This is a genomic window from Lysobacter sp. DMC97 (genome assembly GCF_056313745.1).
Map to the genome: position 1 here is coordinate 280,427 of NZ_JBQUZR010000004.1, position 23,532 is coordinate 303,958.

Below are 23,532 nucleotides of genomic sequence, written 5' to 3' on the forward strand. Positions count from 1 at the left end.
TCAGCGATAGGGCGCGTCGGCGGCGCGACGTTCGGCGATTTCCTTCTCGAGGCGATCACCGAGGGCCAGCAGCTTGGGCTTGGTCAGGATGTTCTCGCCGCGCTGCTCGAAGTGGTACTCGTGGATGTGGGTCTCCACGATCGAGTCGACGGGGCAGGATTCCTCGCAGAAGCCGCAGAAGATGCACTTGAACAGGTCGATGTCGTAGCGCGTGGTGCGGCGAGTGCCGTCCTCGCGTGGCTCCGAATCGATGGTGATGGCCAGCGCCGGACACACCGCCTCGCACAGCTTGCAGGCGATGCAGCGCTCTTCCCCGTTGGGATAGCGGCGCAGCGCGTGCAGGCCGCGGAAACGCGGCGACTGCGGCGTCTTTTCCATCGGGTACATCAGCGTGTACTTCGGACGGAACAGGTACTTCAGGGTCAGCCACATGCCCTGGAACAGCTCCAGCAGCAGCAGGCTCTTGAGGTAGGAGAGGATCTTGTCCATCACTGGCCGGCCTCGAAGATCTGGAAGTGCACCAGCAGCGCGGCGACGAAGATCCACGCCATGGTCACCGGGATGAAGACCTTCCAGCCCAGCCGCATGATCTGGTCGTAGCGGTAGCGCGGGAACGAGGCGCGGAACCAGATGAACAGGCTGGCGAACAGGAACACCTTCGCCAGCAGCCACGGCCAGCCGCCCTTCCAGATCCAGTCGACCCACGGCGACACGTCGGCCGTGATCAGGCCCTGCAGCGGGCTGAGCCAGCCGCCGAGGAAGAACAGCGCGGTCAGGAAGCTGACCAGGATCATGTTCGCGTATTCGGCCAGGAAGAACAGCGAGAACTGCGAACCCGAGTACTCGACCATGTGGCCGGCGACGATTTCCGACTCGCCTTCGACCACGTCGAACGGCGCGCGGTTGGTTTCGGCCACGCCGGAGATGAAATAGACGACGAACAGCGGCAGCAGCGGGAACCAGAACCACTCGAACGGACCGGCGTTGCCCGCCTGCGCCATCACGATGTCGGTGAGGTTGAGGCTGCCGGCGGCGATCAGCACGCCGACGAGCGCGAAGCCCATCGCGATCTCGTACGACACCACCTGCGCGGCGGAACGCATCGCGCCGAGGAAGGCGTACTTCGAGTTGGAGGCCCAGCCAGCGAGGATGATGCCGTAGACGCCCAGCGAGGTCATCGCCAGCAAGTACAGCAGGCCGGCGTTGGCGTTCGACAGCACCGCGCGCGCGTCGAACGGCACCACCGCCCACGCAGCGAAGGCCGGCACCAGCGCGATCATCGGCGCGAGGATATAGAGCGGCTTGTTCGCGCTGGACGGCTGCAGCACTTCCTTGAACAGCAGCTTGAACACATCGGCGAACGCCTGCAGCACGCCCCAGCCGACGTACATCGGCCCGTGGCGCACATGCATCCAGCCGATCAGTTTGCGTTCCCATACCACGTAGAACGCGACCGAGATGATCACCGGCATGGCCACCGACAGGATCTTCAGCACGATCCACAGCAGCGGGCCGATCGTCGGGCCGAGCGCGAGCAGCCAGTCGCGCAGCGGGTCGAACAGCATCTCCATCAGACCACCCCCGTCACGCGCACGCGGCCGGCGCCAAGCGCCGCCGTCGGGCCGTAGCCCGCTTCGACCCACGCCGCGCCTTGCGCGACGCGGTCGTCGACCACGACCTGCAGCGTCGCGGTGCCGACACCGTTGTCGAGCTTCGCCATCGCACCTTCCTGCACGCCGGCAGCGGCGGCATCGGCCGAGTGCAGCACGACGCGCGGACCGGCGTTCAGCGGATGCGACTGCAGCGCCGCGGCGCGACGCACGGTGGCGTCGACGCGGTAGATCGCCTGCGACACGGTCAGCTCGAGGCCCTCGCCCGCCTGCGGCTGCGCCGCCGATGCGGCGACCTGCACGCTGCGCGGCGCGAGGCCGGCGTCGGCGAGATCGGTGAAGGCAAAGCCGTTCGCGCCGAGCGTGCCGCCGAGGGCACGCAGCACGCGCCAGCCCGGACGCGCCTCGCCCGGCAGCTTGCCGCCGGCGACGGTGCGCTGGTCGGTGCCGGCGAGATTGGTCAGCGTCGCCTCGATTTCCGGCAGCGCACCGATCGGCAGGATCACGTCGGCGACGTTGCGGGTCGAGCGGCAGGCGTACTGGCTGAAGGCCACGACCTTCGCCGCGCCCAGCGCCTTCAGCGCGCGGGACTGATGGGCGAAATCGAGGCCCGGCTCGATGCCGTAGATCACGTAGGCCTTGCGCGCGTCGGCGAGCATCGCCTGCGCGTCGCGCGCGGTCGGCAGCACGCCCATGCGGGCGAGGCCGAGCGCGTTCGCGCCCTGCGGAATGCGGCAGACCGCGGCATTGTGCGCAGCAGCGAACGCGGCCGCGGCCTGGCGGATGGCGGCCGCGTGCGCGGAGGTTTCCGCGACCGCGCCGACGATGACCGCACCGCGGGTCACGCCTTCGAGCTTCAGGCCCGACAGCGCCGACGCCAGCTGCGACGGCGGCACGATCGTCTTCGAGGCAATCGCGAACGCGAAGTCGAAGTCGACCGGATTGACCACGTGGATCTTCGCGCCGCGCTTCGCCGCCTTGCGCAGGCGCTGATGCAGCAGCGGGACTTCGTGGCGCAGGTTGGTGCCGACCAGCACGATGGCGTCGGCAGCTTCCAGATCGGCCACGGCCATGCCGAAGGCTTCGGCGACCGCGCCGTCGGACAGGTCGTGCTGCGCGATGCGGTGGTCGACGTTGCCGGTGCCCAGCGCGTCGGCGAGGCGCGCGAGCAGCGCGCCTTCTTCGTTCGAGGTCGACGGATGCACGAGCACGCCGAGGTCGTCGCCGCGGTGCGCAGACAGGATCTCGGCGGCCTTGGCCAGCGCTTCGTCCCAGCTCGCCTCGCGGAAAGCCTCGGGTTCGCCGCCCTCGCCCACTCGGATCATCGGCTTTTTCGCGCGATCGTCGGCGTAGAGGCCCTGATGCGAATAGCGGTCGCGATCCGACAGCCAGCATTCGTTGACCGCTTCGTTGTCGCGCGGCACGGTGCGCAGCACGTCGCCGCGGCGCACGTGCAGGAACAGGTTGCTGCCCAGCGCGTCGTGCCAGCCCAGCGACTCGCGCGCGACCAGTTCCCACGGACGGGCGCGGAAGCGGAACACCTTGTTGGTCAGCGCGCCAACCGGGCACACGTCGATGACGTTGCCGGAGAGTTCGGTCGTCAGCGGCTTGCCGTCGTAGGTGCCGATCTGCAGGTTCTCGCCGCGCTGCATGCCGCCGAGTTCGTAGGTACCGGCGATGTCCGCGGTGAAGCGCACGCAGCGCGTGCACTGGATGCAGCGGGTCATCTCGGTGGCGACCAGCGGGCCCATGTCCTCGTCGGCCACCACGCGCTTGCGCTCGGCGAAGCGGCTGACCGAGCGGCCGTAGCCCAGCGACAGGTCCTGCAGTTCGCACTCGCCGCCCTGATCGCAGATCGGGCAGTCGAGCGGATGGTTGATCAGCAGGAACTCCATGACGTTCCGCTGTGCCTTCAGCGCCTTTTCGTTGCGCGTGAAGATCTTCATGCCGTCGGCCACCGGCGTGGCGCAGGCCGGCTGCGGCTTGGGCATCGGACGGCCGCCCATTTCGGCGTCGACCAGGCACATGCGGCAGTTCGCGGCGATCGGCAGCTTCTCGTGGTAGCAGAAGCGCGGGATCGGGATGCCGGCCTTGTCGGCGGCCTGGATGATCATCGAACCCTTCGGCGCGAACAGTGCGCGGCCGTCGATCTCGATGCTGACGTGCCCCTCGGGCACGACCGGCGCGGCGGGAGTCGCAGTCTCGGTGCTCATGCGGCCACCTCCCCGACGACGGTGCCGGCGCACTGGTCGTCGACCAGGAAGCGCTTGTTCACGATCGCGTACTCGAATTCGTTCCAGAAATGACGCAGGAAGCCCTGCACCGGCCACGCCGCGGCTTCGCCGAACGCGCAGATGGTGTGGCCTTCGATCTGGCCGGCGGCGGCCTTCAGCATGCGCAGGTCGTCCATCGTCGCCTGCTTCTCGACGATGCGGGTCAGCATGCGGTACATCCAGCCCGTGCCTTCGCGGCACGGCGTGCATTGGCCGCAGCTTTCCTTGAAATAGAAGCGCGAGATGCGCTGGCACGCGCGCACCATGCAGGCGGTCTCGTCCATCACGATGACAGCGCCCGAGCCGAGGCCCGAACCGGCCTTCTGGATGCTGTCGTAGTCCATCGTGAGGCCGAGCATCGTCTCGCCCGGCAGCACCGGCATCGACGAACCGCCGGGGATCACCGCCTTGAGCTTGTTGCCGTTGCGCACGCCGCCGGCCATCGCCAGCAGATCGGCGAACGAGGTGCCGAGGCGGATCTCGTAGTTGCCGGGCTTGTTGACGTGGCCCGACACCGAGAACACCTTCGGGCCGCCGTTGTTCGGCTTGCCGAGGTTGAGGAACCACTCCGCGCCGTTGCGGATGATCGCCGGCACGGACGCGTAGGTCTCGGTGTTGTTGATCGTGGTCGGCTTGCCGTACAGGCCGAAGTTCGCCGGGAACGGCGGCTTGAAGCGCGGCTGGCCCTTCTTGCCTTCCAGCGACTCCATCAGCGCGGTCTCTTCGCCGCAGATGTAGGCGCCGGCGCCGAGCGCGTTGTAGATGTCGATGTCGATGCCGCTGCCGAGCACGTTCTTGCCCAGCCAGCCGTGCTTGTAGGCCTCGGCGGTGGCTTCTTCCAGATGTTCGAACGGCTCGTGGTGGAACTCGCCGCGCAGGTAGTTGTAGGCGACCGTCGAGCCGGTCGCGTAGCAGGCGATCGCCATGCCCTCGACCACCGCGTGCGGGTTGAAGCGCAGGATGTCGCGGTCCTTGCAGGTACCGGGCTCGGATTCGTCGGAATTGCAGAGGATGTACTTCTGCATGCCGGTGCCCTTGGGCATGAAGCTCCACTTCAGGCCGGTCGGGAAGCCCGCGCCGCCGCGGCCGCGCAGGCCGGAGGCCTTCACCATCTCGACGACCTGTTCCGGCGGGATCTTCTCTTCGATGATCTTCCGCAGCGCGCTGTAGCCGCCGGTCTTGAGGTAGTTCTCGTACGACCACGGCTTGTCGAAATGCAGCGTGGTGTAGACGACCTGGTGCTCCTGCGGCGCGGGGCCGACGGGACCGGAAGCATGGGAGTCGTGTGCCATCTCGTCGACCGCCTTATTTCAGACCGTCGAGCAGCTCGTCCACCTTCTCGGGCGTGAGCTTCTCGTGGTAGTGACCGTTGATGACCATCATCGGCGCGCCGCAGCAGGCGGCCAGACATTCTTCCTCGCGCTTGAGGAAGATGCGGCCGTCGGCGGAGGATTCGCCCAGCTTGCAGCCGAGCTTCTTCTCGGCATGCGCGACCAGTTCCTCGGCGCCATTGAGCCAGCAGCTGATGTTGGTGCAGAACGCGACGTTGTTGCGGCCGACGGGCTCGGTCTCGAACATCGAGTAGAAGGTCGCGACCTCGTACGCCCACACCGGCGGCAGGTCGAGGTACTTCGCGACCGCGGCGATGAGTTCGTCGCTCAGCCAGCCGCCGTTCTGCTCCTGCGCCGCGTGCAGGCCCTGCAGCACGGCGGAACGCTTGCGGTCGGGCGGGAACTTGGCCAGCCAGTGGTCGATGTGGGCCCGCGTCTTGTCGGTCAACGCGACCATCGGGTCGACGTTGCGGCAGGCTTCGAAATTTCCGGTCGCTTTCATTCTGGGTGCGTCCTCAGCGATCGATTTCGCCGAACACGATGTCGTAGGTGCCGATCATCGCGACCACGTCGGCCAGCATGTGGCCCTTCACGATCGCGTCCATCGACGACAGGTGCGCGAAGCCCGGCGCGCGCAGGTGCACGCGGAAGGGCTTGTTCGCGCCGTCGGAGACGAGGTAACAGCCGAACTCGCCCTTCGGCGCCTCGACCGCGCTGTAGGTCTCGCCGGCCGGCACGCAATAGCCTTCGCTGAACAGCTTGAAGTGGTGGATCAGCGCTTCCATGTCGTCCTTCATGGACTCGCGGCTCGGCGGCGCCACCTTGTAGTTTTCCAGGATCACCGGGCCGGGATTGGCGCGCAGCCACTTCACGCACTGCTTGATGATGCGGTTCGACTCGCGCATCTCGGCCACGCGCACCAGGTAGCGGTCGTAGCAATCGCCGTTGACGCCCACCGGGATGTCGAAATCGACTTCGGCGTAGCGCGCGTACGGCTGCTTCTTGCGCAGGTCCCAGGCGATGCCGGAGCCGCGGATCATCGGGCCGGTCATGCCCCACGCGAGCGCCTGCTCCGGCGGGATCACGCCGATGCCGACGGTGCGCTGCTTCCAGATGCGGTTGTCGGTCAGCAGTGTCTCGTATTCGTCGACGCGCTTCGGGAAATCGTCGGTGAAGGCGTCGAGGTAATCGAGCATCGAGCCTTCGCGCCATTCGTTGAAGCGCTTGAGCTTGCCGCCCTTGCGCCACGGCGATTCGCGGTACTGCGGCATCTTCTCCGGCAGGTCGCGGTAGACGCCGCCCGGACGGTAGTAGGCCGCGTGCATGCGCGCGCCGGACACCGCTTCGTAGACGTCCATCAGCTCTTCGCGTTCGCGGAAGGCGTACAGGAATACCGCCATCGCGCCGAGGTCGAGCGCGTTCGAACCGATCCACATCAGGTGGTTCAGGATGCGCGTGATCTCGTCGAACATCGTGCGGATCCACTGCGCGCGCTCCGGCGCCTCGATCCCCATCAGGGTCTCGATCGCGCGCACGTAGGCGTGCTCGTTGCACATCATCGACACGTAATCCAAGCGATCCATGTAGCCGATCGACTGGTTGAACGGCTTGGACTCGGCCAGCTTCTCGGTGCCGCGATGCAGCAGACCGACGTGCGGATCGGCGCGCTGCACGATCTCGCCGTCCATCTCGAGGATGAGGCGGAGCACGCCGTGCGCGGCCGGGTGCTGCGGGCCGAAGTTCAGCGTGTAGTTGCGGATTTCCTGCTTCGCCTCGGCGGCGTTGCTGGCGAAGGCCTCGTGGGACTGGTGCGCGGTGCTCATGGTCAGTTCCCCGCCTTCCGCGCCATCTGCTCGCCGGCGGCGGTGGCGTAACGGGCGTCGTCGCGGATCACGCGCGGCACGCCGACGCGCGGCTCGACCGAGGTGACGGGTTCGTACACGACGCGCTTCTTCTCTTCGTCGTAGCGCACTTCGACGTTGCCGATCAGCGGGAAATCCTTGCGGAACGGATGGCCGACGAAGCCGTAGTCGGTGAGGATGCGGCGCAGGTCCGGATGGCCTTCGAAGATGATGCCGAACAGGTCGAACGCCTCGCGCTCGAACCAGTTGGCGATCGGCCAGATGTCGGTCACGGAGGCCACGATCGGCAGGTCGTCGTTCGGCGCGAACGCCTTCACCCGCACGCGGCGGTTGTGCTGCACGGACAGCAGCTGCGCGACGGCGGCATAGCGCTGCGCCGGCGCGGGCATCGCGGCTTCCGCCTCGGGCTGCGCGACCTGGCGGCTCGGCGCTTCGCCGTACTTGAAGCGGCCGACGTTGCGGCCTTCGACGCCGCGGCTGAAGCCTTCGGAGGACACGTCGGTGTCCCACTCGTCGCTGCCGTAGCCGAGGTGGTCGAGGCCGCAGAGGTCGATCAGCGACTCGAAGCCGAACTCGTCGCGGAGCGCAACGCAGCCGGCATGCCAGTCGGCGGCGGCGAACACGATGCCGACTTCGCCGCGCGGCTCGGCGACCTCGACGGTCGCACCCGGGAAGCGCGCGCGCAGGCGCTCGGCGAAAGCCTGGGAAGTTTCGCGCATCTCAGTACACGCCCTGCTTCTGATCGCCGAAGTTGGTGCCGCGGCGGATCTTCTTCTGCAACTGGAGGATGCCGTAGACCAGCGCTTCGGCAGTCGGCGGGCAGCCCGGCACGTAGACGTCGACCGGCACCACGCGGTCGCAGCCGCGCACCACCGAGTAGGAATAGTGGTAGTAGCCGCCGCCGTTGGCGCAGCTGCCCATCGAGATCACCCACTTGGGGTTGGGCATCTGGTCGTAGACCTTGCGCAGCGCGGGGGCCATCTTGTTGACCAGCGTGCCGGCGACGATCATCACGTCCGACTGGCGCGGCGACGGGCGGAACACCACGCCGTAGCGGTCCAGGTCGAGGCGCGCGGCGCCGGCGTGCATCATCTCCACCGCGCAGCAGGCGAGACCGAACGTCATCGGCCACATCGAGCCGGTGCGCGCCCAGTTCCACAGCACGTCCATGCTGGTGGTGACGAAACCCTGCTCCAGCAGCGGGTTGCCTTCGGTGGAGAGCAGGCTCTCCGGGCGCAGGATGTCGTCGACCCGGCCTTCCGGAATCGGGTTGTTCGCGAAATCCGCGATCTTCTGGATGGAACCGGTCACTCCCATTCCAGTGCTCCCTTCTTCCACACGTAGACGAAACCGATCAGCAGCAACCCCAGGAACACGCCCATCTCGACCAGGCCGTAGTTGCCGAGTTCGCGGAACGTGAGCGCCCACGGATACACGAAGGCGATTTCGAGGTCGAAGACGATGAAGAGGATGGCGACGAGGTAGTAGCGCACGTCGAACCGCATGCGCGCGTCCTCGAACGCGTTGAAGCCGCACTCGTAGGGCGACAGCTTCTCGGTGCTCGGGCGCTTGGGGCCGAGCATGTTGCCGATGACGATGAGGGCGATGCCGATGACGGCGGCAACGATCAGAAACAGCAGGGTCGGCAGATATTCGGCCAGCACGCGTGTGTTCTCTCGGCGAGGGTGTTGCGAGGGGGAACGCCCGTCCGCCTGGCGCGCCCCGGGAAGGGGACGATGCGCCTGCGTGCCGCCGCGAAGATGTGGTGCCCAAGGGGGGACTCGAACCCCCACGACCTAAGTCGCTACCACCTCAAGGTAGTGCGTCTACCAATTCCGCCACCTGGGCAATTTCCGCGGCTCCGCGCCGAGCGGGACGCGAAGCCGGACTATTGTAAAGGATGCGGATGGAAAGACGCACCCTTTTCTTTCGTCGAAGACCGGCATCGGGCCGATCCGGTGAAACTCCGCCGCGACGACCGCCTTGCGATGCGTCGCGACGTCATCGGGCGCGGCGATGCGCGCCCGGGATCACGTCAACCGCCCTTCTTCTCCCCGGCAGGCGCAGGTGCCGGAGCGGACGTGGCCGGCGGGGTCGCCGCAGGCGCCGTCTGCGCGGCAGGCACCGCCGGAGCGGTCGGCACCGGGGCCGGCTGCGCGGGTGCGGTCGGCAGCTGGGCCGGCGGCTTCGCCGGCGTGGCGGCGGAGGACACGACGCCGAGATCCTGTTCGGACGCCGGCTTCACCTTGCCACCGTGGGAGGCGAACCAGGCCATGAAGAGGCTGATGCCGAAGAAGGCGATGGCCAGCCAGCGCGTCGTCTTCGACAGGAAGCTGGACGCGCCGCGCGCGCCGAACACCGTGGACGAAGCGCCGCCGCCGAAACCGGAACCGGCCTGCGCACCGGCGCCACGCTGGAGCAGGATGAGCGCGATCATCGAGATCGCGACCAGCACGTAGATCACATTGAGGAACAGCATCATCGGTTGAGCGCCCGTCAGGAAGGTCGTCGTGCCGGCGCGTCCCGTCCGGGACGGCCGGCGCGGAAGGCGTCGGCGATCAGGCCCGGGCGGCCGCGACGATGGCGAGGAAATCGGCCGCCACCAGCGAGGCGCCGCCGATCAGACCACCATCCACGTCCGGCTGCGCGAACAGCTCGGCCGCGTTGTCCGGCTTGCAGCTGCCCCCGTACAGGAGGGACAGCGAGCCGGCGATTGTAGCATCGCGGGCCGCGACTTCGCCACGAATGAAGGCGTGGACGGCCTGGGCCTGCGCCGGTGTGGCGGTCTTGCCAGTGCCGATCGCCCAGACCGGTTCGTACGCGACCACCGCCCCTTGGAACGCCTGCGGGCCGCAAAGTTCGAAGATCGCCGACAGCTGGGTCTCGATCCGGTATTCGGTCTGGCCGGCCTCGCGCTCGTGCAGGGATTCGCCGACGCACAGGATCGGCACCAGCCCGGCATGCTTGGCGGCCTGGAACTTGCGGGCGACCAGCGCGTCGCCCTCGCCGTGGTACTGGCGGCGCTCGGAATGGCCGACCAGCCCGTAGCGAGCGCCGATGTCGACCAGCATCGCGGCCGACACCTCGCCGGTGAAGGCGCCCTTCTCGTTGGCGCTGACGTCCTGGGCGCCGAATTCGATGCCGCGACGGGGGAAGGCCTCGATCAGCCCGCCCAGGTACGGCAGCGGCGGCAGCACGACCACGTCCGGCCCGCCGTGCAGGCCGGCCACCTCGGCGGCGATGGCGCCGACCAGATCGGCGGCGAAGGCACGGGTCCCGTGCAGTTTCCAGTTGCCGGCGACGATCTTGCGACGCATGACGCACTCCAGGACAAGGGGGCGACAGGATAGCCGAAGCGGCCCGCGAGGCCGGCAGACCGCCCGCCGCGGGCCGGCTAAGCTGTGCGGCCGCCTTCCAAGGAGCCCCACGCATGCAGGCCGATTCCCGGAGCTTCGCCCTGATCACCGGCGCGTCCAGCGGCATCGGCGCCGCGATCGCCCGCGAATACGCGCGCCGCGGCGTGCCGGTGATCCTCACCGCCCGTCGCACCGACCGGCTGGAGGCGCTGGCCGCCGAGCTGCGCGGCAAGGTCGAGGCGGTGACGCTGGCCGCCGACCTCGCCGACCCGGCCGCGCCCGCCGCGCTGCAGGCCGAGATCGCGGCGCGCGGGCTGCACGTGGCGCACCTCGTCAACAACGCCGGCTACGGCGTGCCCGGGCGCTACCTGTCGGTCGACTGGAAGACCCACGCCGATTTCCTGCAGGTGCTGGTGACCTCGGTCTGCGAGCTGAGCCACCGCTTCCTGCCGGCGATGGAAGCCGCCGGCCACGGCCGCATCCTCAACGTCGCCTCACTGGCCGGGCTGGTGCCCGCGTCGGCCGGGCACACGCTGTACGGCGCGGCGAAGAGCTTCGTCATCCGCTTCTCCGAATGCCTGGCGCTGGAAGTCGCGGACCGCGGCGTGAACGTCTGCGCCCTCTGCCCCGGCTTCACCTACAGCGAATTCCACGACGTCAACGGCATGCGCGAGCGGGTGTCGAAACTGCCGCGCTGGCTGTGGCTGGACGCCGACACCGTCGCCCGCCAGGGCGTGGACGCGGTCGAGGCAGGACGCACGCGACTGGTCACCGGCGGCGCCAACCGGGCGATCGCCACGGTCTCGAAGTACCTGCCCGACCCGTTCGCGCGGGCGCTGGTCGCGAGCCGCAGCAAGGAATTCCGCGACGCCGAATGAATCGGTGGCCGCGCCGGCGCCTTGAGCCCGGTCAACGCCGGGCCCCGGCGTTCGGGTAGAGTCGCCGGCCATGAACGCACACTTGCCGCCCCGCCTGCCGATCCTGCCCTACCGCAAGCCCACGCCGGGCCGCGACTACTGGCTGATCGAGAACGCCCTGCCCGACCCCGACGCCGTCCGCGCCCGCACCCTGCAGCGCACCGACTGGATCGAAGGCTATCCGTTCAAGCCCGAAAGCTGGCCGGGCCTGCGCGTGATCCCCGGGCTGGAGCCGGACGAACTGGCGATCGTCGAGGCCAAGGTGAAGCAGGCCACCGGCTCGAAGAAGCTGTGGGTCGGCGAGACCGGCGAGGATCGCACCAAGCTCAACCACAACTGCATCCAGGTGGTCGGACGCGACGAATGCGAACCGCGCCCGCACACCGACTCGCGCAAGCTGTGCAAGTTCGCGGCGGTGCTGTACCTCAATCCGAACGTGCCGCCGCACTGCGGCACCGCGTTCTACCGCCAGCGCCTGCCGATGGGCCAGCGCGGCGGCAACATCGCCCCGCCGCCGCACGCCAACCTGGTGGAAGCGCTGGGCACGCGCTTCGTGCCGCCGGACTCGTTCGTCGAGGACGTGGCCTTCCCCTACCGCTACAACACCATGCTGGTCTACCACAGCAACCTCATCCACAGCGCCACCGCCTACTGCGGCGACACGCTGGAAACGAAGCGGATGGCGGCGGTGTTCTTCTGGTTCGCAAGCTGATCGCGGCGGCGCAACGGAACCGGAAAACCTCTCACTTGTCATCCCGAGCGCATGCAAGGGACCTGCTTCTGATTCACCGTACGACACTCGAAAAGCAAATCCCTCGCATGCGCTCGGGATGACATGAAAGTTCGGATGACAACGGAAACGGCACGATGCCGTCGACGCAGCAAACGAAAGGGCCGGCATCACTGCCGGCCCTTCGCGTTGCATCGCCCGGTGGTCGGGACGATCACATCAGCCCGATCTCGCGCAGGCGCTCTTCGAGGTAACCCTGCGCAGTGATCGGCTCCGGATAGCGGTTCGGGTTGTCGGCGCTCACGCAGTTGGGCAGCACGTCGATCACGAAGTCCGGGTTCGGGTGCAGGAAGAACGGCGTGGAATAGCGCGGCTGGCGCGCCTTGTCGCCCGGGGGATTGACCACACGGTGCGTCGTCGACGGCAGCACGTGGTTGGTCAGGCGCTGCATCATGTCGCCGATGTTGACCACGATCGTGTCGGCGGCGGCGGTGTACGGCACCCACTCGCCCTTGCGCGACAACACCTGCAGGCCTTCGGCGCTGGCGCCGACGAGCAGCGTGATCAGGTTGATGTCCTCGTGCGCGCCGGCGCGCACGTTCGGCACGTCGTCGGCGGTGATCGGCGGATAGTGGATCGGGCGCAGGATCGAGTTGCCGTTGTTGGTCTTGTCGGCGAAGTAACCCTCGTCCAGGCCCAGGCCGAGCGCCAGCGCGGAGAGCATGCGCGAGCCGAGCGCGTCGAGCGCGCCGTACAGCGCCAGGGCGCGTTCGCGGAACTCGGGCACTTCGGTCGGCCACACGTTCGGGGCCATCACGCCGGCGTACTTCTCGTCGCGCACTTCGCGGCCGACGTGCCAGAACTCCTTGAGATCGAAGTGCGTGGAATCCTTGGCGGTCTCGATGCCGAACGGGGTGTAGCCGCGTGCGCCGCCGCCGCCGGGGATGTGGTACTGCTTCTTCACGTCCTCGGGCAGGGCGAAGAACTTCAGGAAGGCGTCGTAGGCGCCGTCGATCAGGTCCTGCGGGATGCCGTGGCCGCGGATGCCCGCGAAGCCCCATTCGCGGTAGGCGGCGCCGAGCTCGGCGACGAAGGCGTCGCGGTCAGTCTCGAAGCGGCGGATGTCGAGGGTCGGAATGTACGGCTGGTCGCTCATGACGTCGTGTCGTCCTGTGGAATGTGCGTGCTTGTCTGAAGGGACGGATTATCGCCCGGCCGGCGGTCTGCCGGCAGGTGGCGCGGACCGGGAGTCTGCGCGAGCGCGGCCGGGGCCGGTTTGAGCGTGGTCAAGGACCGCGATCAAACCGCGGCGCGGACCGCGTCGGCCAGGCGGTCGAGGGTGGCCTGCATCAACCCGGCGTCGTCGGCCTCGACCGTCACCCGCACCACCGGCTCGGTGCCGGACGGACGCAGGAACGCACGCCCCCTGCCTTGCACCGCCGCCTGCGCCTCGGCCAGCGCGGCCTTGACGCTGTCGGCCTCGGCCGGGCGGCTGCCGGCGGCGACCTTCACGTTCACGGTCTTCTGCGGGACCTTGCCGAATCCGGCCAGCAGTTGCTGCAGGCTCAGCCCGCGGCGGTGCAGCACTTCCAACACCTGCAGCGCGCTGACGATGCCGTCGCCGGAACTCACCCGGTCGAGGCACAACAGGTGCCCGGAGGTTTCGCCGCCGAGGATGCCGTCGCGCTCCAGCAGCGCCTGGTGCACGTAGCGGTCGCCCACTTTCGTGCGCAGGAATTCGATGCCGCGCTCGGCGAAGGCGCGCTCCAGCCCGTAGTTGGTCATCAGCGTGCCGACCACCGGCCCGCGCAGGCGGCCGCCGTCCTTCCAGTCGGTGGCGAGCACGTACAGCAGGTCGTCGCCGTCGCGCACCACGCCGGTGCCGTCGACGAACAGCACGCGATCGCCGTCGCCGTCGAAGGCGATGCCGAGGTCTGCGCCGGTGGCGCGCACGCGCTCGACCAGCGCCTCCGGATGGGTCGAGCCCACGCCGTCGTTGATGTTCACGCCGTTCGGGTCGATGCCGATGCTCTCGACCCGCGCGCCGAGTTCGCGCAGCACCAGCGGGCCGACCTGGTAGGTCGCGCCGTGCGCGCAGTCGACCACGATGCGCATGCCGCCGAGATCGAACCGCCGCGGCACCGAACCCTTGCAGGCCTCGACGTAGCGGCCGATCGCATCGCGCGTGCGCACGGCCTTGCCGAGCTGGTCGGACGGCACCGTGGAGAAGGGCTTGTCGAGCGCGGCCTCGATCGCCAGCTCGGTGGCGTCGTCGAGCTTCTCGCCTTCGGCCGAGAAGAACTTGATGCCGTTGTCGTAGTGCGGATTGTGCGAGGCGCTGATGACGATGCCGCCGTCCGCGCCCAGCGAGCGCGTGAGGTGCGACACCGCCGGCGTGGGCATGGGGCCCATCAGTTGCACGTCGACGCCGGCCGCGACCAGCCCCGCTTCCAGCGCGGCCTCGAACATGTAGTTCGAGATGCGCGTGTCCTTGCCGATCACCACCTGCGGCTTGCGCCACTGCCCGCCCTCGCGCGCGTCCGGGCGCATGCCCGCCTCGCGCAGCGCGTGCCCGTAGGCGTTGCCCAGGCGCAGCACGAAATCCGCGGAGATCGGGCCCTCGCCCACGCGTCCGCGGATGCCGTCGGTGCCGAAGTATCGTCTTGCCATGCTGGTCTCTTGTTGCAGGGTTCGTGGGTGCCCGCGGGGGCGTCGTTCAACTGATCCAGAGCATGTACGTGCGATCGACCTGCCAGCGGCCGTCTTCGACAGACGAAAGCGAAACGAGGAATCCCGCGCCGCACGTGCCTTCGCATATCGTCGACGCATAGATCCATCCGTGCCGACCGTCCGGATCGATGATCCCCCGACTGGTCGCCAGCGTGCCAGCGGTCTGCGGATAGCGCGCGTAGAACGCCGGCCACCAGCCCTTATCCAGTCGCCGATCCGCTTCACCGCTGGTGTCCGGCACGATGCGTGCGTGCTGCGGCAGCGAGAAACCGCCAGCACGCCGGTTGGCTGCCAGCAAAGCGTCGAGCGTCGACTTGTCCGGCCACCCGGACGGCTTTTCGAGCGCGGCCGGCTCATACAGGGCGGCAGCCGGATTGCAGTGATCTCCGGCGACATCGGGAGGCGAGCTCAGGCAAAGCGCGATGGTCTCGTCGGAAACGACGAGGGGCTGAGCGGGCCGTCGGGTCCGTGGCGGATCGCCGGGTTCAGGTGGCGGAAGCGGCCTGCCCGGGAACAGGTCGGGACGGTGGTCGAGCAACGCCACCAGCATCTGCCCCTGCTCTGCATCGGTCGCGATGCGCGCCGGTGGCTGCGGATGCGGGCCTCCGCGTTCGCTTCGCCAGCACAGCAACAGCGATGCTGCCGCAATCGCCGCGAGTAACAACGACCAGGCGACGATGCGGAAGCCGCGCAAATGGATCAGCCCTCCGCCGCCTCGTCCTCCGGCGCGGGCAGCTTCATCAGCAGCGCGACGAGGTGGGCGATGCGCTCGCGCAGTTCGCGGCGGTCGCAGATCTGGTCGAGCACGCCGTGGTCGAGCAGGAATTCGGGGCGCTGGAAGCCTTCGGGCAGCGTCTGGCGCACGGTCTGTTCGATCACGCGCGGGCCGGCGAAGCCGATCAGCGCGCCGGGCTCGGCGATGTTGACGTCGCCCAGCATCGCGAACGACGCGGACACGCCGCCGGTGGTCGGGTTGGTCATCACCGAGATGTACGGCAGGCCCTTCGCGCGCAGGCGACCCAGCGCCGCGGAGGTCTTGGCCATCTGCATCAGCGAGAACAGGCTCTCGTGCATGCGCGCACCGCCGCTGGCGGAGAAGCACACGAACGGCGCGTGCAGGTCGACCGCGCGCTCGACGCCGCGGGCGAAACGTTCGCCGACGACCGAGCCCATCGAGCCGCCCATGAACGAGAAATCGAAGGCCGCCGCGACCATCGGGCGGCCGCGCAGCGCGCCTTCCATCGCGATCAGCGCGTCACGCTCGCCGGTGTTCTTCTGCGCCGTCTTGATGCGATCGGAATATTTCTTCTGGTCCTTGAACTTGAGCACGTCGACCGGGCCGAGTTCGGACGCGATCTCCACGCCGGTGCCGGCGTCGAGGAAGGCGTTCAACCGCGTGCGGGCGCGGATCGCGCCGTGGAAGCCGCACTTCGGACAGACTTCGAGGTTGTCTTCCAGCTCCTGGCGATACAGCACTGCACCACAACCGTCGCACTTCTCCCACAGCCCTTCGGGCACGCTGCGCTTGCGCGCGACATTGGTATCGGTGCGGATGCTCGCGGGCATCAGTTTCTTGAGCCAGGACATGCGTTCGAAGGCCTTTTCGGTAATGGAATCGGGAGCCCGGTCTCTCCCCGACCGGCCCGCCAGTCTAGCAGGCCGCCCGGAAGCTGCGATGACATCCCTGACACCGCGCAACCCGTTGATTCGAAAGACCGGCCCGACGGCCCGTGGCCGGCCGGGCGGAAGACCCCGGGTCAGCCGGCGTCGAGCGCCGCCCGCAGCGGGGCGAGGAAGGCCCGGGCCCGGGCCTCGGCGTCGGCCACGTCGACGGCCTCGGCCAGCGCCGCGACCAGCGCACTGCCGACCACCACGCCCTCGGCCGAGCGCGCCATCGCCGCGGCGCTGGCGGCGTCCTTGATGCCGAACCCGGCCACGACCGGCACGCCGGCGCGGGCGCGGATGGTCGCCAGGTGTGCGCCCGCATCGCCGGCGTCGAGACGGTCGGCGCCGGTCACGCCGGCGTAGCTGACGTAGTAGAGGTAGCCCTCGGCGTCGGCGCAGAGCCGGTCGAGGCGGGCGTCGGGCGTGGTCGGCGACGCCAGCAGGATCAGCGACAGGCCGTGCTCGCGCATCGCCGCGCGCAAGTCGTCGGCCTCTTCCGGCGGCAGGTCGACCAGCAGCAGGCCATCGACGCCGGCCGCGGCCGCGTCGGCGGCGAAGCGGGCATAGCCGCGGATCTCGACCGGGTTGAGGTAGCCCATCAGCACCACCGGCGTGCCGGCGTCGGTCGCGCGGAACTCGCGCACGGCGTCGAGCACGAAGGTCAGCCCGGCATGCCGCGCCAGCGCGCGCTCGGAACTGCGCTGGATGGTCGGGCCGTCGGCCATCGGGTCGGAGAACGGCACGCCGAGTTCGATCACGTCGGCGCCGGCGGCGACCAGCGCGTGCATCACCGGCACGGTGGCTTCCTTCGACGGATCGCCGGCAGTGATGAAGGGCACGAGGGCCTTGCGACCGGCGGACTTGAGCTGGGCGAAGCGGGGGGCGATGCGGGTCATGGTGATGTCGGAATGTGGTGGAGGCTTGATGTCATCCCGAGCCGGAGGCGAGGGACCTGCTGTTCATCAACTCGCGAACGAAAAGCCGGCGGATGTTTTCCACCCGGTCTTTTGTTTCGCTCGCTGCCGCGAGCGAGTCGCCTTTCTTTGCTTGTGCAAAGAAAGGGTGACCCAAAGAAAGCACACCCCGTCGGTCGCGCCCGACGCTGCGCGTCGGGTCCGCAGGCTTCGCGGGGTTTTTCGACAGGATGTCCATATCCTGTCGAAAAACGCGCGGCGTCCTGCCGCGCGCCCTGCGGGCCTGATCCGCGAATCCCGCCGCGACCAGGGGCCCCGGCAGATCAAGATCACAAGGGCAAAAGCAACAGCGATTCGCAATCAGATGTCATGCAGCCATTTGAACTCAGAACACGATCCCTTCCCGCGCCGCGACCGTGTGCACATCCTTGTCGCCGCGGCCGGAGAGGTTGCACAGCACCAGGGCGTCCTTCGGCAGGTCGCGGGCGAGTTTCATCGCCTGGGCGACGGCGTGGCTGGATTCCAGCGCCGGCAGGATGCCTTCGGTACGGGCGAGCAGGTGGAACGCTTCCATCGCTTCGGCGTCGGTGACACCGATGTAGTCGGCACGGCCGCGCTCCTTGAGGAACGCGTGCTCGGGGCCGACGCCGGGGTAATCGAGGCCGGCGGAGATCGAGTGGGTCTCGATGATCTGGCCGTCGTCGTCGCAGATGACGTAGGTGCGGTTGCCGTGCAGCACGCCGGGGCGGCCGGCGGCCAGCGACGCGGCGTGGTGGCCGGTGGCGATGCCCTCGCCCGCCGCCTCGGCACCGACCAGGCGCACGCCGGGGTCGTTGAGGAAGGCGTGGAAGATGCCGATCGCGTTGCTGCCGCCGCCGACGCAGGCGGTGATCGCGTCGGGCAGGCGGCCGTACTCGGCCAGCATCTGCGCGCGCGCCTCGCGGCCGACCACGGCGTTGAAGTCGCGGACCATGCGCGGGTACGGATCGGGGCCGGCGACGGTGCCGATGATGTAGAACGTGTCGTGCACGTTCGTCACCCAGTCGCGCATCGCTTCGTTCAGCGCGTCCTTGAGCGTGGCCGAGCCGCTGGTCACCGGCACCACGGTCGCGCCGAGCAGCTTCATGCGGTAGACGTTGATCTTCTGGCGCTCGATGTCGGTGGCGCCCATGTAGACCACGCATTCCAGGCCGAGGCGCGCCGCGACCGTGGCGCTGGCGACGCCGTGCTGGCCGGCGCCGGTCTCGGCGATGATCCGCGGCTTGCCCATGCGGCTGGCGAGCAGCGCCTGGCCGATGGTGTTGTTGATCTTGTGCGCGCCGGTGTGGTTCAGGTCCTCGCGCTTGAGCAGGATGCGCGCGCCGCCGACCTTCGCGCTGAGCCGCTCCGCGTGGTAGATCGGGCTGGGCCGACCGACGTAGTGCTTGAGGTCCTTGTCGAAGGCGGCGATGAACTCGGGATCGACCCGCGCCTTGTCGTAGGCGGCGGCGAGCTCCTGCAGCGGGCCGATCAGGGTCTCGGCGACGAAACGGCCGCCGAAACGGTCGAAATGGCCTGCGGCGTCGGGGAAGGCGTTGTAGTCCGTCGGGTGCGCGGGCTGAGTGGGAAGCTTGGTGTCGAGCATGGCGGCGGGGCCTGAAGGTGTCGCGCGTGGAGGTCGCGCACCGGCCACGGCGGCCGGCGATCCCTCACTTTAACGCAGGGTCCGGATCGACATAAGGCATGAAATCAACGCCACCTGTGAGTAAAGTTCACAGATCATGGCCCGCGACCTGCCCCCGCTGAACGCCCTTCGCGCCTTCGAGGCCGTCGCCCGGCTGGACAGCGTCAGCCGCGCCGCCGAGGAACTGCACGTCACCCACGGCGCCGTCAGCCGCCAGCTGCGCCAGCTCGAAGAGGCGCTGGGCGCGCCGCTGTTCGTCCGCGCGGGCCGCGGGCTGGCGCTCACGCCGGCCGGCCGCCGGCTGCACGCGGCGGCGGCGGACGCGCTCGATCCGCTGCGCCGCGCCTGGGCCGAACTGCGCCGCGGGCCGGAGCAGCGGGCGCCACTGGTGCTGGGCTGCCCGGGCAGCATCCTCGCGCGCTGGATGATCCCGCGGCTGGAGCGCCTCGCCCGTGAGTGCCCGGATCTGCCGCTGCACCTGTCGGCGAACGAAAGCCGGCCCGACGCCCGCCTCGCCGGGCTGGACGCGGCGCTGATGATCGCCACGCCCCCGTGGCCGGCCGACTGGCAGGTGCATGCGCTGGCGACCGAACGCATCGGCCCGGTGGTCAGCCCGCTGTGGCCCGGTGCCGACGCCCTGCGCGGTGCGGCGCCGTCGGCGATCGCGCCGCACGCGCTACTGCACACCGCCTCGCGGCCGCAGGCGTGGCAGGAATGGGCCATGCGCATCCATCTCGACCCGGCGACGCTGCGCATGGGCACCCGCTTCGATCGGCTGTACTACCTGCTGGAAGCCGCCGCGGCCGGGCTGGGCATCGCGATCGCGCCCGAGCCGCTGGTGGCCGAGGACCTCGCCAGCGGCCGGCTGATCGCGCCGTGGGGCTTCGTCGACACCGACGCGCAGTGGGTGCTGTGCGCGGCGAAGCGCAACGCGGACCCGCGGATCGCGCGGCTGGCGGCGTGGCTGCGGCCGGCGCTGGCGCCGGTCTGAAGGCGAATTCGTGCGTCGATCAGGCGCGGGCGGCGTCGGCCCGCCGCACTTCGTCGACGAAGCGGCGCATGCGGACGTGATCCTTCACGCCGGGCACGTCGCCCTCGATGCCGCTGGACACGTCCACGCCCCAGCAACCGGTGGTGCGCACCGCCTCGGCGACGTTGTCGGGCGTCAATCCGCCGGCGACGAGGAACGGCCGCGCGAAATCGTCCGGCACCCGCGCCCAGTCGAAGGTGCGGCCGCTGCCGCCGGCCTCGCCCTTCGCGTGGCTGTCGAACAGGAACGCCGCGGCCCGCGGCCAGCGCGCGCACAGCGTGTCGGCGCGCTCGCCCTCGCCGCCCATCGCGACCGCCTTGAGGTACGGCAGGCCGAATGCCGAGCAAAACGCGTCGTCCTCGCCGCCGTGGAACTGCAGCAGGCTCGGGCGCACGATCTCGATCGTCGTGCGGACCTCGTCGGCGTCGTTGTCCATGAACAGCGCGACCGCGTCGACCAGCGGCGGCAGCGCGGCGCGGATCGCGGCGGCGGCGGCGGGCTCGACCCGGCGCTTGCTGCGCGCGGCGAAGATCAGGCCGACGGCGTCGACGCCCAGCGCGGCGGCGGCCAGCGCGTCGTCGACGCGGGTCATGCCGCAGAACTTCATCCGCGTGCGCAGCGGGAAGCGGAAGGCGTCAGGCATCGAACGACACCTCGGCGGGCAGCGACCAGGCGCGCGGATACAGCGGGCCGATGAAGACCAGCCCGGCGGCCGGCGCGGTCGGCCCGGCGACGGTGCGGTCGCGGGCGTCGAGCACCTCGGCGATCCACGCCTCCGGCTGCGCGCCGGCGCCGACTTCCAGCAGCGAGCCGACCATGTTGCGGACCTGGTGGTGCAGGAAGGCGTTGGCCTGCACGGTGAAGGTGACGATCTCGCCGTCGCGGGTCACGTCCAGGCGCTGCAACTCGCGGCGCGCATGCGGCGCCTGGCAGTGCACGGTGCGGAACGACGAGAAATCGCGCTCGCCCAGCAACTGCTGCGCGGCGCGATGCATGGCGTCGGCGTCCAGCGGCCTGCGCTCCCACGCCAGCCACTGCCGGCCCAGCGCCGGGCGGACCTGGTGGTTGAGCAACCGGTAGCGGTAGCGGCGGGCGCGGGCCGAGAAGCGTGCGTTGAAGTCGTCGGCCACCGGCGTGCACCAGCGGATGCGCATCGACGGCGGCAGGCGCGCGGTGGTGCCCAGCGTCCAGCCGCGCGGGTCGCGGCGGGCGTCGGAATCGAAATGCACCACCTGGCATTCGGCATGCACGCCGGCGTCGGTGCGGCCGGCGCAGATGGTTTCGACCGGATGATCGGCGACGCTGGCCAGCGCGGCTTCCAGCGTCGATTGCAGCGTCGGCGGGCCGCCGGCCTCGCCGTGCGCGGTCAGGCGCTGCCAGCCGTGGAAGTCGCTGCCGTCGTATTCGACGCCGAGGGCGTAACGCGTCATGGGAGTCGAGGACTATGCGTCGAAGATCGGACGTCGAGGGCGAGGCGTCGAGGGCGGGCGTCCCAACGTGCCGGGCGTCGCGCGCCCGGGCTCAGCCGAGGTCCCGGAGCAGCCGGTCGGCTTCCATGCGGACGCCGAGCGTGTCGCCGCGCGCGGCGACTTCCTGCAGCAGGCTGCGCGCGGTGTCGCGGTCGCCCATGTCGAGGTAGGCCTTGGCGAGATCCAGCCGGCCCTGGCCGGGCGTTGCGGGATTCAGCGGGCTCACTTCGACGCCGCCGGAATGCCAGGTCGGCACCGGCCGCGCCGGCACGGCCGGCTTCGGCGGCTCGGGATCCGCGGACGGCGCCAGCCGGCTCCACGCCGGCGAGGCCTCGGTCGCGGGCGCCTCGTCCGGGGACGGCGGCGGTGCGGCCGGCGCTTCGTCGGCGAGCACGGGGGCCTCGTCCGCGACGGGGTCGGCCGCTTCGGCATCGAAGGCCTCGCTGTCGAAGGCCGTCGTGTCGAAGGTCTCGGTATCGAAGGCGTCGGCCGGCGGCACCTGGTCGCGGGCGACGTCGTTGCGCAGCGCGGTCACGACCGCCGGCTCGGCGGCGCGGCGGCGCAGCCAGAACACGGCGACCACCGCCAGCAGCACCAGCCCGACGGCGGCACCGATCCACGGCAGCAGGCTGCCGTTGTCCGGCTTCGGCGCGGGCGCCGCCACGGCCTGCTGGCCGGCGGCGAGTTTCTGCTGGGCGGAGGCCAGCGCGTTGTCCTTCATCGCCAGCAGCTGAGACTGCTTCTGCTGGAGCTGTTCCAGTTCGGCCACGCGCGCCTTGAGCTCCTGCACCTCGGCATCGCGCGCGGCGAGGTTTTCTTTCGTCTGCTGCAATTCCTGTCGCACCATGTCGCCCTCGCCGCCGGCGCTCGTGCCGGATCGCTGCCCTGCCCGTTTCGCTTCGTTGCCGGCAGCCGGCACGATCTCCAGCCGCGCCTGCGCGGCCGTGCGCGGCGTCCGCGGCTTCGCGGGCGCAGCCGGTGTCGCGACGGCGTCGGCCGGCGCCGCGCCCACCACGGCCGGCGGCTGCGGCAGCGCGCGACCGGCGCCGCGCCACTGTGCCGCCTGCTCGCGCACCACCACCGCGGCTTCGTCCGGCGAATAGCGGTCGATGCCGCTGCCCGCGGGGATGCGCAGCACCGCGCCGGCGCGCAGCCGGTTGGCGTTGCCGCCGATGAAGGCCTCGGGATTGGCGCGCAGCAATGCGACCAGGGTCTGGTCGAGGTTGCGGCCGCGGCCGACCTCGGCGGCGATGCCGGCAAGCGTCTCGCCCGGGCGCACCGTGCGGGTCTGTTCGTCGGCCACCACCTCGATCGGCGCGGCGGCGGCGACTTCGCGCTCGCTCGGCGCCGGCAACGGCACCGGCACCGGGGCGTCCGCCTGCAGCACGTTCGACGGCGTCGGCGCGGGAGCAGGCGGCGTCGGCTTGGGCGCCGGCAGCGGCACCGGCTTCGGCGCGGTGGCGACGAGCGGGTTCTCGGGCTCCACCGCCGGCGGACGGACCACGACGTCGACCGGGTCGACCGTGGCCTCGATGATCGGCGGCTGCGCCGGGGCGGCCGCGGTCTGCGGCGTGTCCAGCAGCGCGGAATATTCGCGGACCAGGCGGCCGTGGCCCCAGTCCACTTCCAGCAGGAAGGTCAACAGCGGCTGCTGCACCGGCGCCGCGCTGGTGACGCGCACCACCGGGCGGCCGCGGGCGTCCAGCGCCACCGCGAACTGCAGGTCGGAGACGATGCCCTGCGGCGGCGCCAGGCCGACACGGGCGAAGGTGTCCGGGGACGCGAGCCGGGCCTGCAGGGCCTCCAGCTCGGACGGATCGGCGGAAATGACCGGAATTTCGGCCAGCAGCGGCTGGTCGCGCTGGGACAGCACCTTGATCTGGCCCAGCCCGAGCGCCCACGCCGGCGCCGCCATGAAGGCGAACGCCAGTGCGAGTAGCGCGCTAACTGTGATCCGCAAGTGATTGATCACGCTTGCCCCC

The 23,532-nt window shown here is 69.8% G+C and carries 24 protein-coding genes and 1 tRNA gene; 3 read left to right on the forward strand and 22 right to left on the reverse strand.

The genetic code is table 11. The features are described from left to right. The 12 genes from nuoI to tpiA form a co-directional block, all read right to left on the reverse strand. Complete coding sequence (gene nuoI / locus ACT53Q_RS10395; protein WP_476186570.1) at positions 1 to 489, reverse strand: NADH-quinone oxidoreductase subunit NuoI; 489 nt, start codon at positions 487 to 489, stop codon at positions 1 to 3. Then, the gene (gene nuoH / locus ACT53Q_RS10400) at positions 489 to 1,571 is read right to left on the reverse strand and encodes an NADH-quinone oxidoreductase subunit NuoH (protein WP_476186571.1); all 1,083 of its coding nucleotides are present in this window, start codon (positions 1,569 to 1,571) and stop codon (positions 489 to 491) included. The genes nuoI and nuoH overlap by 1 nt, the downstream gene beginning before the upstream one ends. Next, complete coding sequence (nuoG, locus tag ACT53Q_RS10405; RefSeq protein ID WP_476186572.1) at positions 1,571 to 3,823, reverse strand: NADH-quinone oxidoreductase subunit NuoG; 2,253 nt, start codon at positions 3,821 to 3,823, stop codon at positions 1,571 to 1,573. Before nuoG ends, nuoH begins: the two co-directional genes overlap by 1 nt. Then, the gene (gene nuoF / locus ACT53Q_RS10410; protein WP_476186573.1) at positions 3,820 to 5,175 is read right to left on the reverse strand and encodes an NADH-quinone oxidoreductase subunit NuoF; all 1,356 of its coding nucleotides are present in this window, start codon (positions 5,173 to 5,175) and stop codon (positions 3,820 to 3,822) included. Before nuoF ends, nuoG begins: the two co-directional genes overlap by 4 nt. A 13-nt stretch (positions 5,176 to 5,188) precedes the next feature. Further along, on the reverse strand, positions 5,189 to 5,716 hold the full coding sequence (gene nuoE, locus ACT53Q_RS10415) for an NADH-quinone oxidoreductase subunit NuoE (protein ID WP_476169851.1): 528 nt from the start codon (positions 5,714 to 5,716) through the stop codon (positions 5,189 to 5,191). A gap of 13 nt (positions 5,717 to 5,729) precedes the next feature. Beyond that, a complete protein-coding gene (locus tag ACT53Q_RS10420; protein ID WP_476186574.1) occupies positions 5,730 to 7,037 on the reverse strand; it encodes an NADH-quinone oxidoreductase subunit D in 1,308 nt (435 codons plus the stop codon). A gap of 2 nt (positions 7,038 to 7,039) precedes the next feature. Further along, positions 7,040 to 7,795, reverse strand: coding sequence for an NADH-quinone oxidoreductase subunit C (locus tag ACT53Q_RS10425; RefSeq protein WP_476186575.1), 756 nt, complete (start codon positions 7,793 to 7,795; stop codon positions 7,040 to 7,042). Between the two features lies 1 nt (position 7,796). Next, positions 7,797 to 8,393, reverse strand: a complete 597-nt coding sequence (locus ACT53Q_RS10430) for a NuoB/complex I 20 kDa subunit family protein (protein ID WP_476169854.1) — start codon at positions 8,391 to 8,393, stop codon at positions 7,797 to 7,799. Beyond that, complete coding sequence (locus ACT53Q_RS10435; protein WP_476186576.1) at positions 8,384 to 8,740, reverse strand: NADH-quinone oxidoreductase subunit A; 357 nt, start codon at positions 8,738 to 8,740, stop codon at positions 8,384 to 8,386. The genes ACT53Q_RS10430 and ACT53Q_RS10435 overlap by 10 nt, the downstream gene beginning before the upstream one ends. Before the next feature lie 99 nt (positions 8,741 to 8,839). After that, positions 8,840 to 8,924: transfer RNA gene (locus tag ACT53Q_RS10440), tRNA-Leu, on the reverse strand. Between the two features lie 187 nt (positions 8,925 to 9,111). After that, positions 9,112 to 9,558, reverse strand: coding sequence for a preprotein translocase subunit SecG (gene secG / locus ACT53Q_RS10445; RefSeq protein WP_476186577.1), 447 nt, complete (start codon positions 9,556 to 9,558; stop codon positions 9,112 to 9,114). A gap of 76 nt (positions 9,559 to 9,634) precedes the next feature. Further along, the gene (gene tpiA, locus ACT53Q_RS10450; RefSeq protein WP_476186578.1) at positions 9,635 to 10,393 is read right to left on the reverse strand and encodes a triose-phosphate isomerase; all 759 of its coding nucleotides are present in this window, start codon (positions 10,391 to 10,393) and stop codon (positions 9,635 to 9,637) included. A gap of 113 nt (positions 10,394 to 10,506) precedes the next feature. Between tpiA and ACT53Q_RS10455 the strand changes: the two genes are divergently transcribed. Next, positions 10,507 to 11,310 (forward strand): SDR family NAD(P)-dependent oxidoreductase, encoded by an 804-nt coding sequence (locus ACT53Q_RS10455; protein ID WP_476186579.1) that lies wholly within the window; start codon positions 10,507 to 10,509, stop codon positions 11,308 to 11,310. Positions 11,311 to 11,380: 70 nt separating this feature from the next. Beyond that, positions 11,381 to 12,061, forward strand: coding sequence for a DUF6445 family protein (locus tag ACT53Q_RS10460; protein WP_476186580.1), 681 nt, complete (start codon positions 11,381 to 11,383; stop codon positions 12,059 to 12,061). A gap of 232 nt (positions 12,062 to 12,293) precedes the next feature. On the opposite strand, the gene ACT53Q_RS10465 is transcribed toward ACT53Q_RS10460, so the two are convergent. The 7 genes from ACT53Q_RS10465 to trpB form a co-directional block, all read right to left on the reverse strand. Further along, positions 12,294 to 13,235, reverse strand: a complete 942-nt coding sequence (locus ACT53Q_RS10465) for an isopenicillin N synthase family dioxygenase (RefSeq protein ID WP_476186581.1) — start codon at positions 13,233 to 13,235, stop codon at positions 12,294 to 12,296. 143 nt (positions 13,236 to 13,378) lie between these two features. Then, positions 13,379 to 14,749: a phosphoglucosamine mutase gene (gene glmM / locus ACT53Q_RS10470; RefSeq protein WP_476186582.1), complete on the reverse strand. Its 1,371-nt coding sequence runs from the start codon at positions 14,747 to 14,749 to the stop codon at positions 13,379 to 13,381. Positions 14,750 to 14,795: 46 nt separating this feature from the next. Further along, positions 14,796 to 15,503, reverse strand: coding sequence for a hypothetical protein (locus tag ACT53Q_RS10475; protein ID WP_476186583.1), 708 nt, complete (start codon positions 15,501 to 15,503; stop codon positions 14,796 to 14,798). A 5-nt stretch (positions 15,504 to 15,508) separates the two neighbouring features. After that, positions 15,509 to 16,396 (reverse strand): acetyl-CoA carboxylase, carboxyltransferase subunit beta, encoded by an 888-nt coding sequence (accD, locus tag ACT53Q_RS10480; protein WP_476186584.1) that lies wholly within the window; start codon positions 16,394 to 16,396, stop codon positions 15,509 to 15,511. A 170-nt stretch (positions 16,397 to 16,566) separates the two neighbouring features. Further along, positions 16,567 to 17,370, reverse strand: a complete 804-nt coding sequence (gene trpA / locus ACT53Q_RS10485; RefSeq protein ID WP_476186585.1) for a tryptophan synthase subunit alpha — start codon at positions 17,368 to 17,370, stop codon at positions 16,567 to 16,569. A gap of 31 nt (positions 17,371 to 17,401) precedes the next feature. Next, entirely contained in the window at positions 17,402 to 17,626 is a 225-nt protein-coding gene (locus ACT53Q_RS10490) for a hypothetical protein (RefSeq protein WP_476186586.1), read from the reverse strand. A 147-nt stretch (positions 17,627 to 17,773) separates the two neighbouring features. Next, positions 17,774 to 19,012: a tryptophan synthase subunit beta gene (gene trpB / locus ACT53Q_RS10495; protein ID WP_476186587.1), complete on the reverse strand. Its 1,239-nt coding sequence runs from the start codon at positions 19,010 to 19,012 to the stop codon at positions 17,774 to 17,776. Positions 19,013 to 19,148: 136 nt separating this feature from the next. On the opposite strand from trpB, the gene ACT53Q_RS10500 reads away from it, so the two are divergent. Further along, positions 19,149 to 20,042: a LysR family transcriptional regulator gene (locus tag ACT53Q_RS10500; protein WP_476186588.1), complete on the forward strand. Its 894-nt coding sequence runs from the start codon at positions 19,149 to 19,151 to the stop codon at positions 20,040 to 20,042. Positions 20,043 to 20,061: 19 nt separating this feature from the next. Here the strand turns inward: ACT53Q_RS10500 and ACT53Q_RS10505 are convergent, their stop codons facing one another. The 3 genes from ACT53Q_RS10505 to ACT53Q_RS10515 form a co-directional block, all read right to left on the reverse strand. Then, positions 20,062 to 20,724 carry a phosphoribosylanthranilate isomerase gene (locus ACT53Q_RS10505; protein ID WP_476186589.1) on the reverse strand — a complete coding sequence of 221 codons (663 nt, stop codon included), beginning with the start codon at positions 20,722 to 20,724 and terminating at the stop codon, positions 20,062 to 20,064. Next, positions 20,717 to 21,511, reverse strand: coding sequence for a tRNA pseudouridine(38-40) synthase TruA (truA, locus tag ACT53Q_RS10510; RefSeq protein ID WP_476186590.1), 795 nt, complete (start codon positions 21,509 to 21,511; stop codon positions 20,717 to 20,719). The genes ACT53Q_RS10505 and truA overlap by 8 nt, the downstream gene beginning before the upstream one ends. Before the next feature lie 91 nt (positions 21,512 to 21,602). Next, positions 21,603 to 23,522 carry a type IV pilus assembly protein FimV gene (locus tag ACT53Q_RS10515; RefSeq protein ID WP_476186591.1) on the reverse strand — a complete coding sequence of 640 codons (1,920 nt, stop codon included), beginning with the start codon at positions 23,520 to 23,522 and terminating at the stop codon, positions 21,603 to 21,605. Between the last annotated feature and the right edge of the window lie 10 nt (positions 23,523 to 23,532).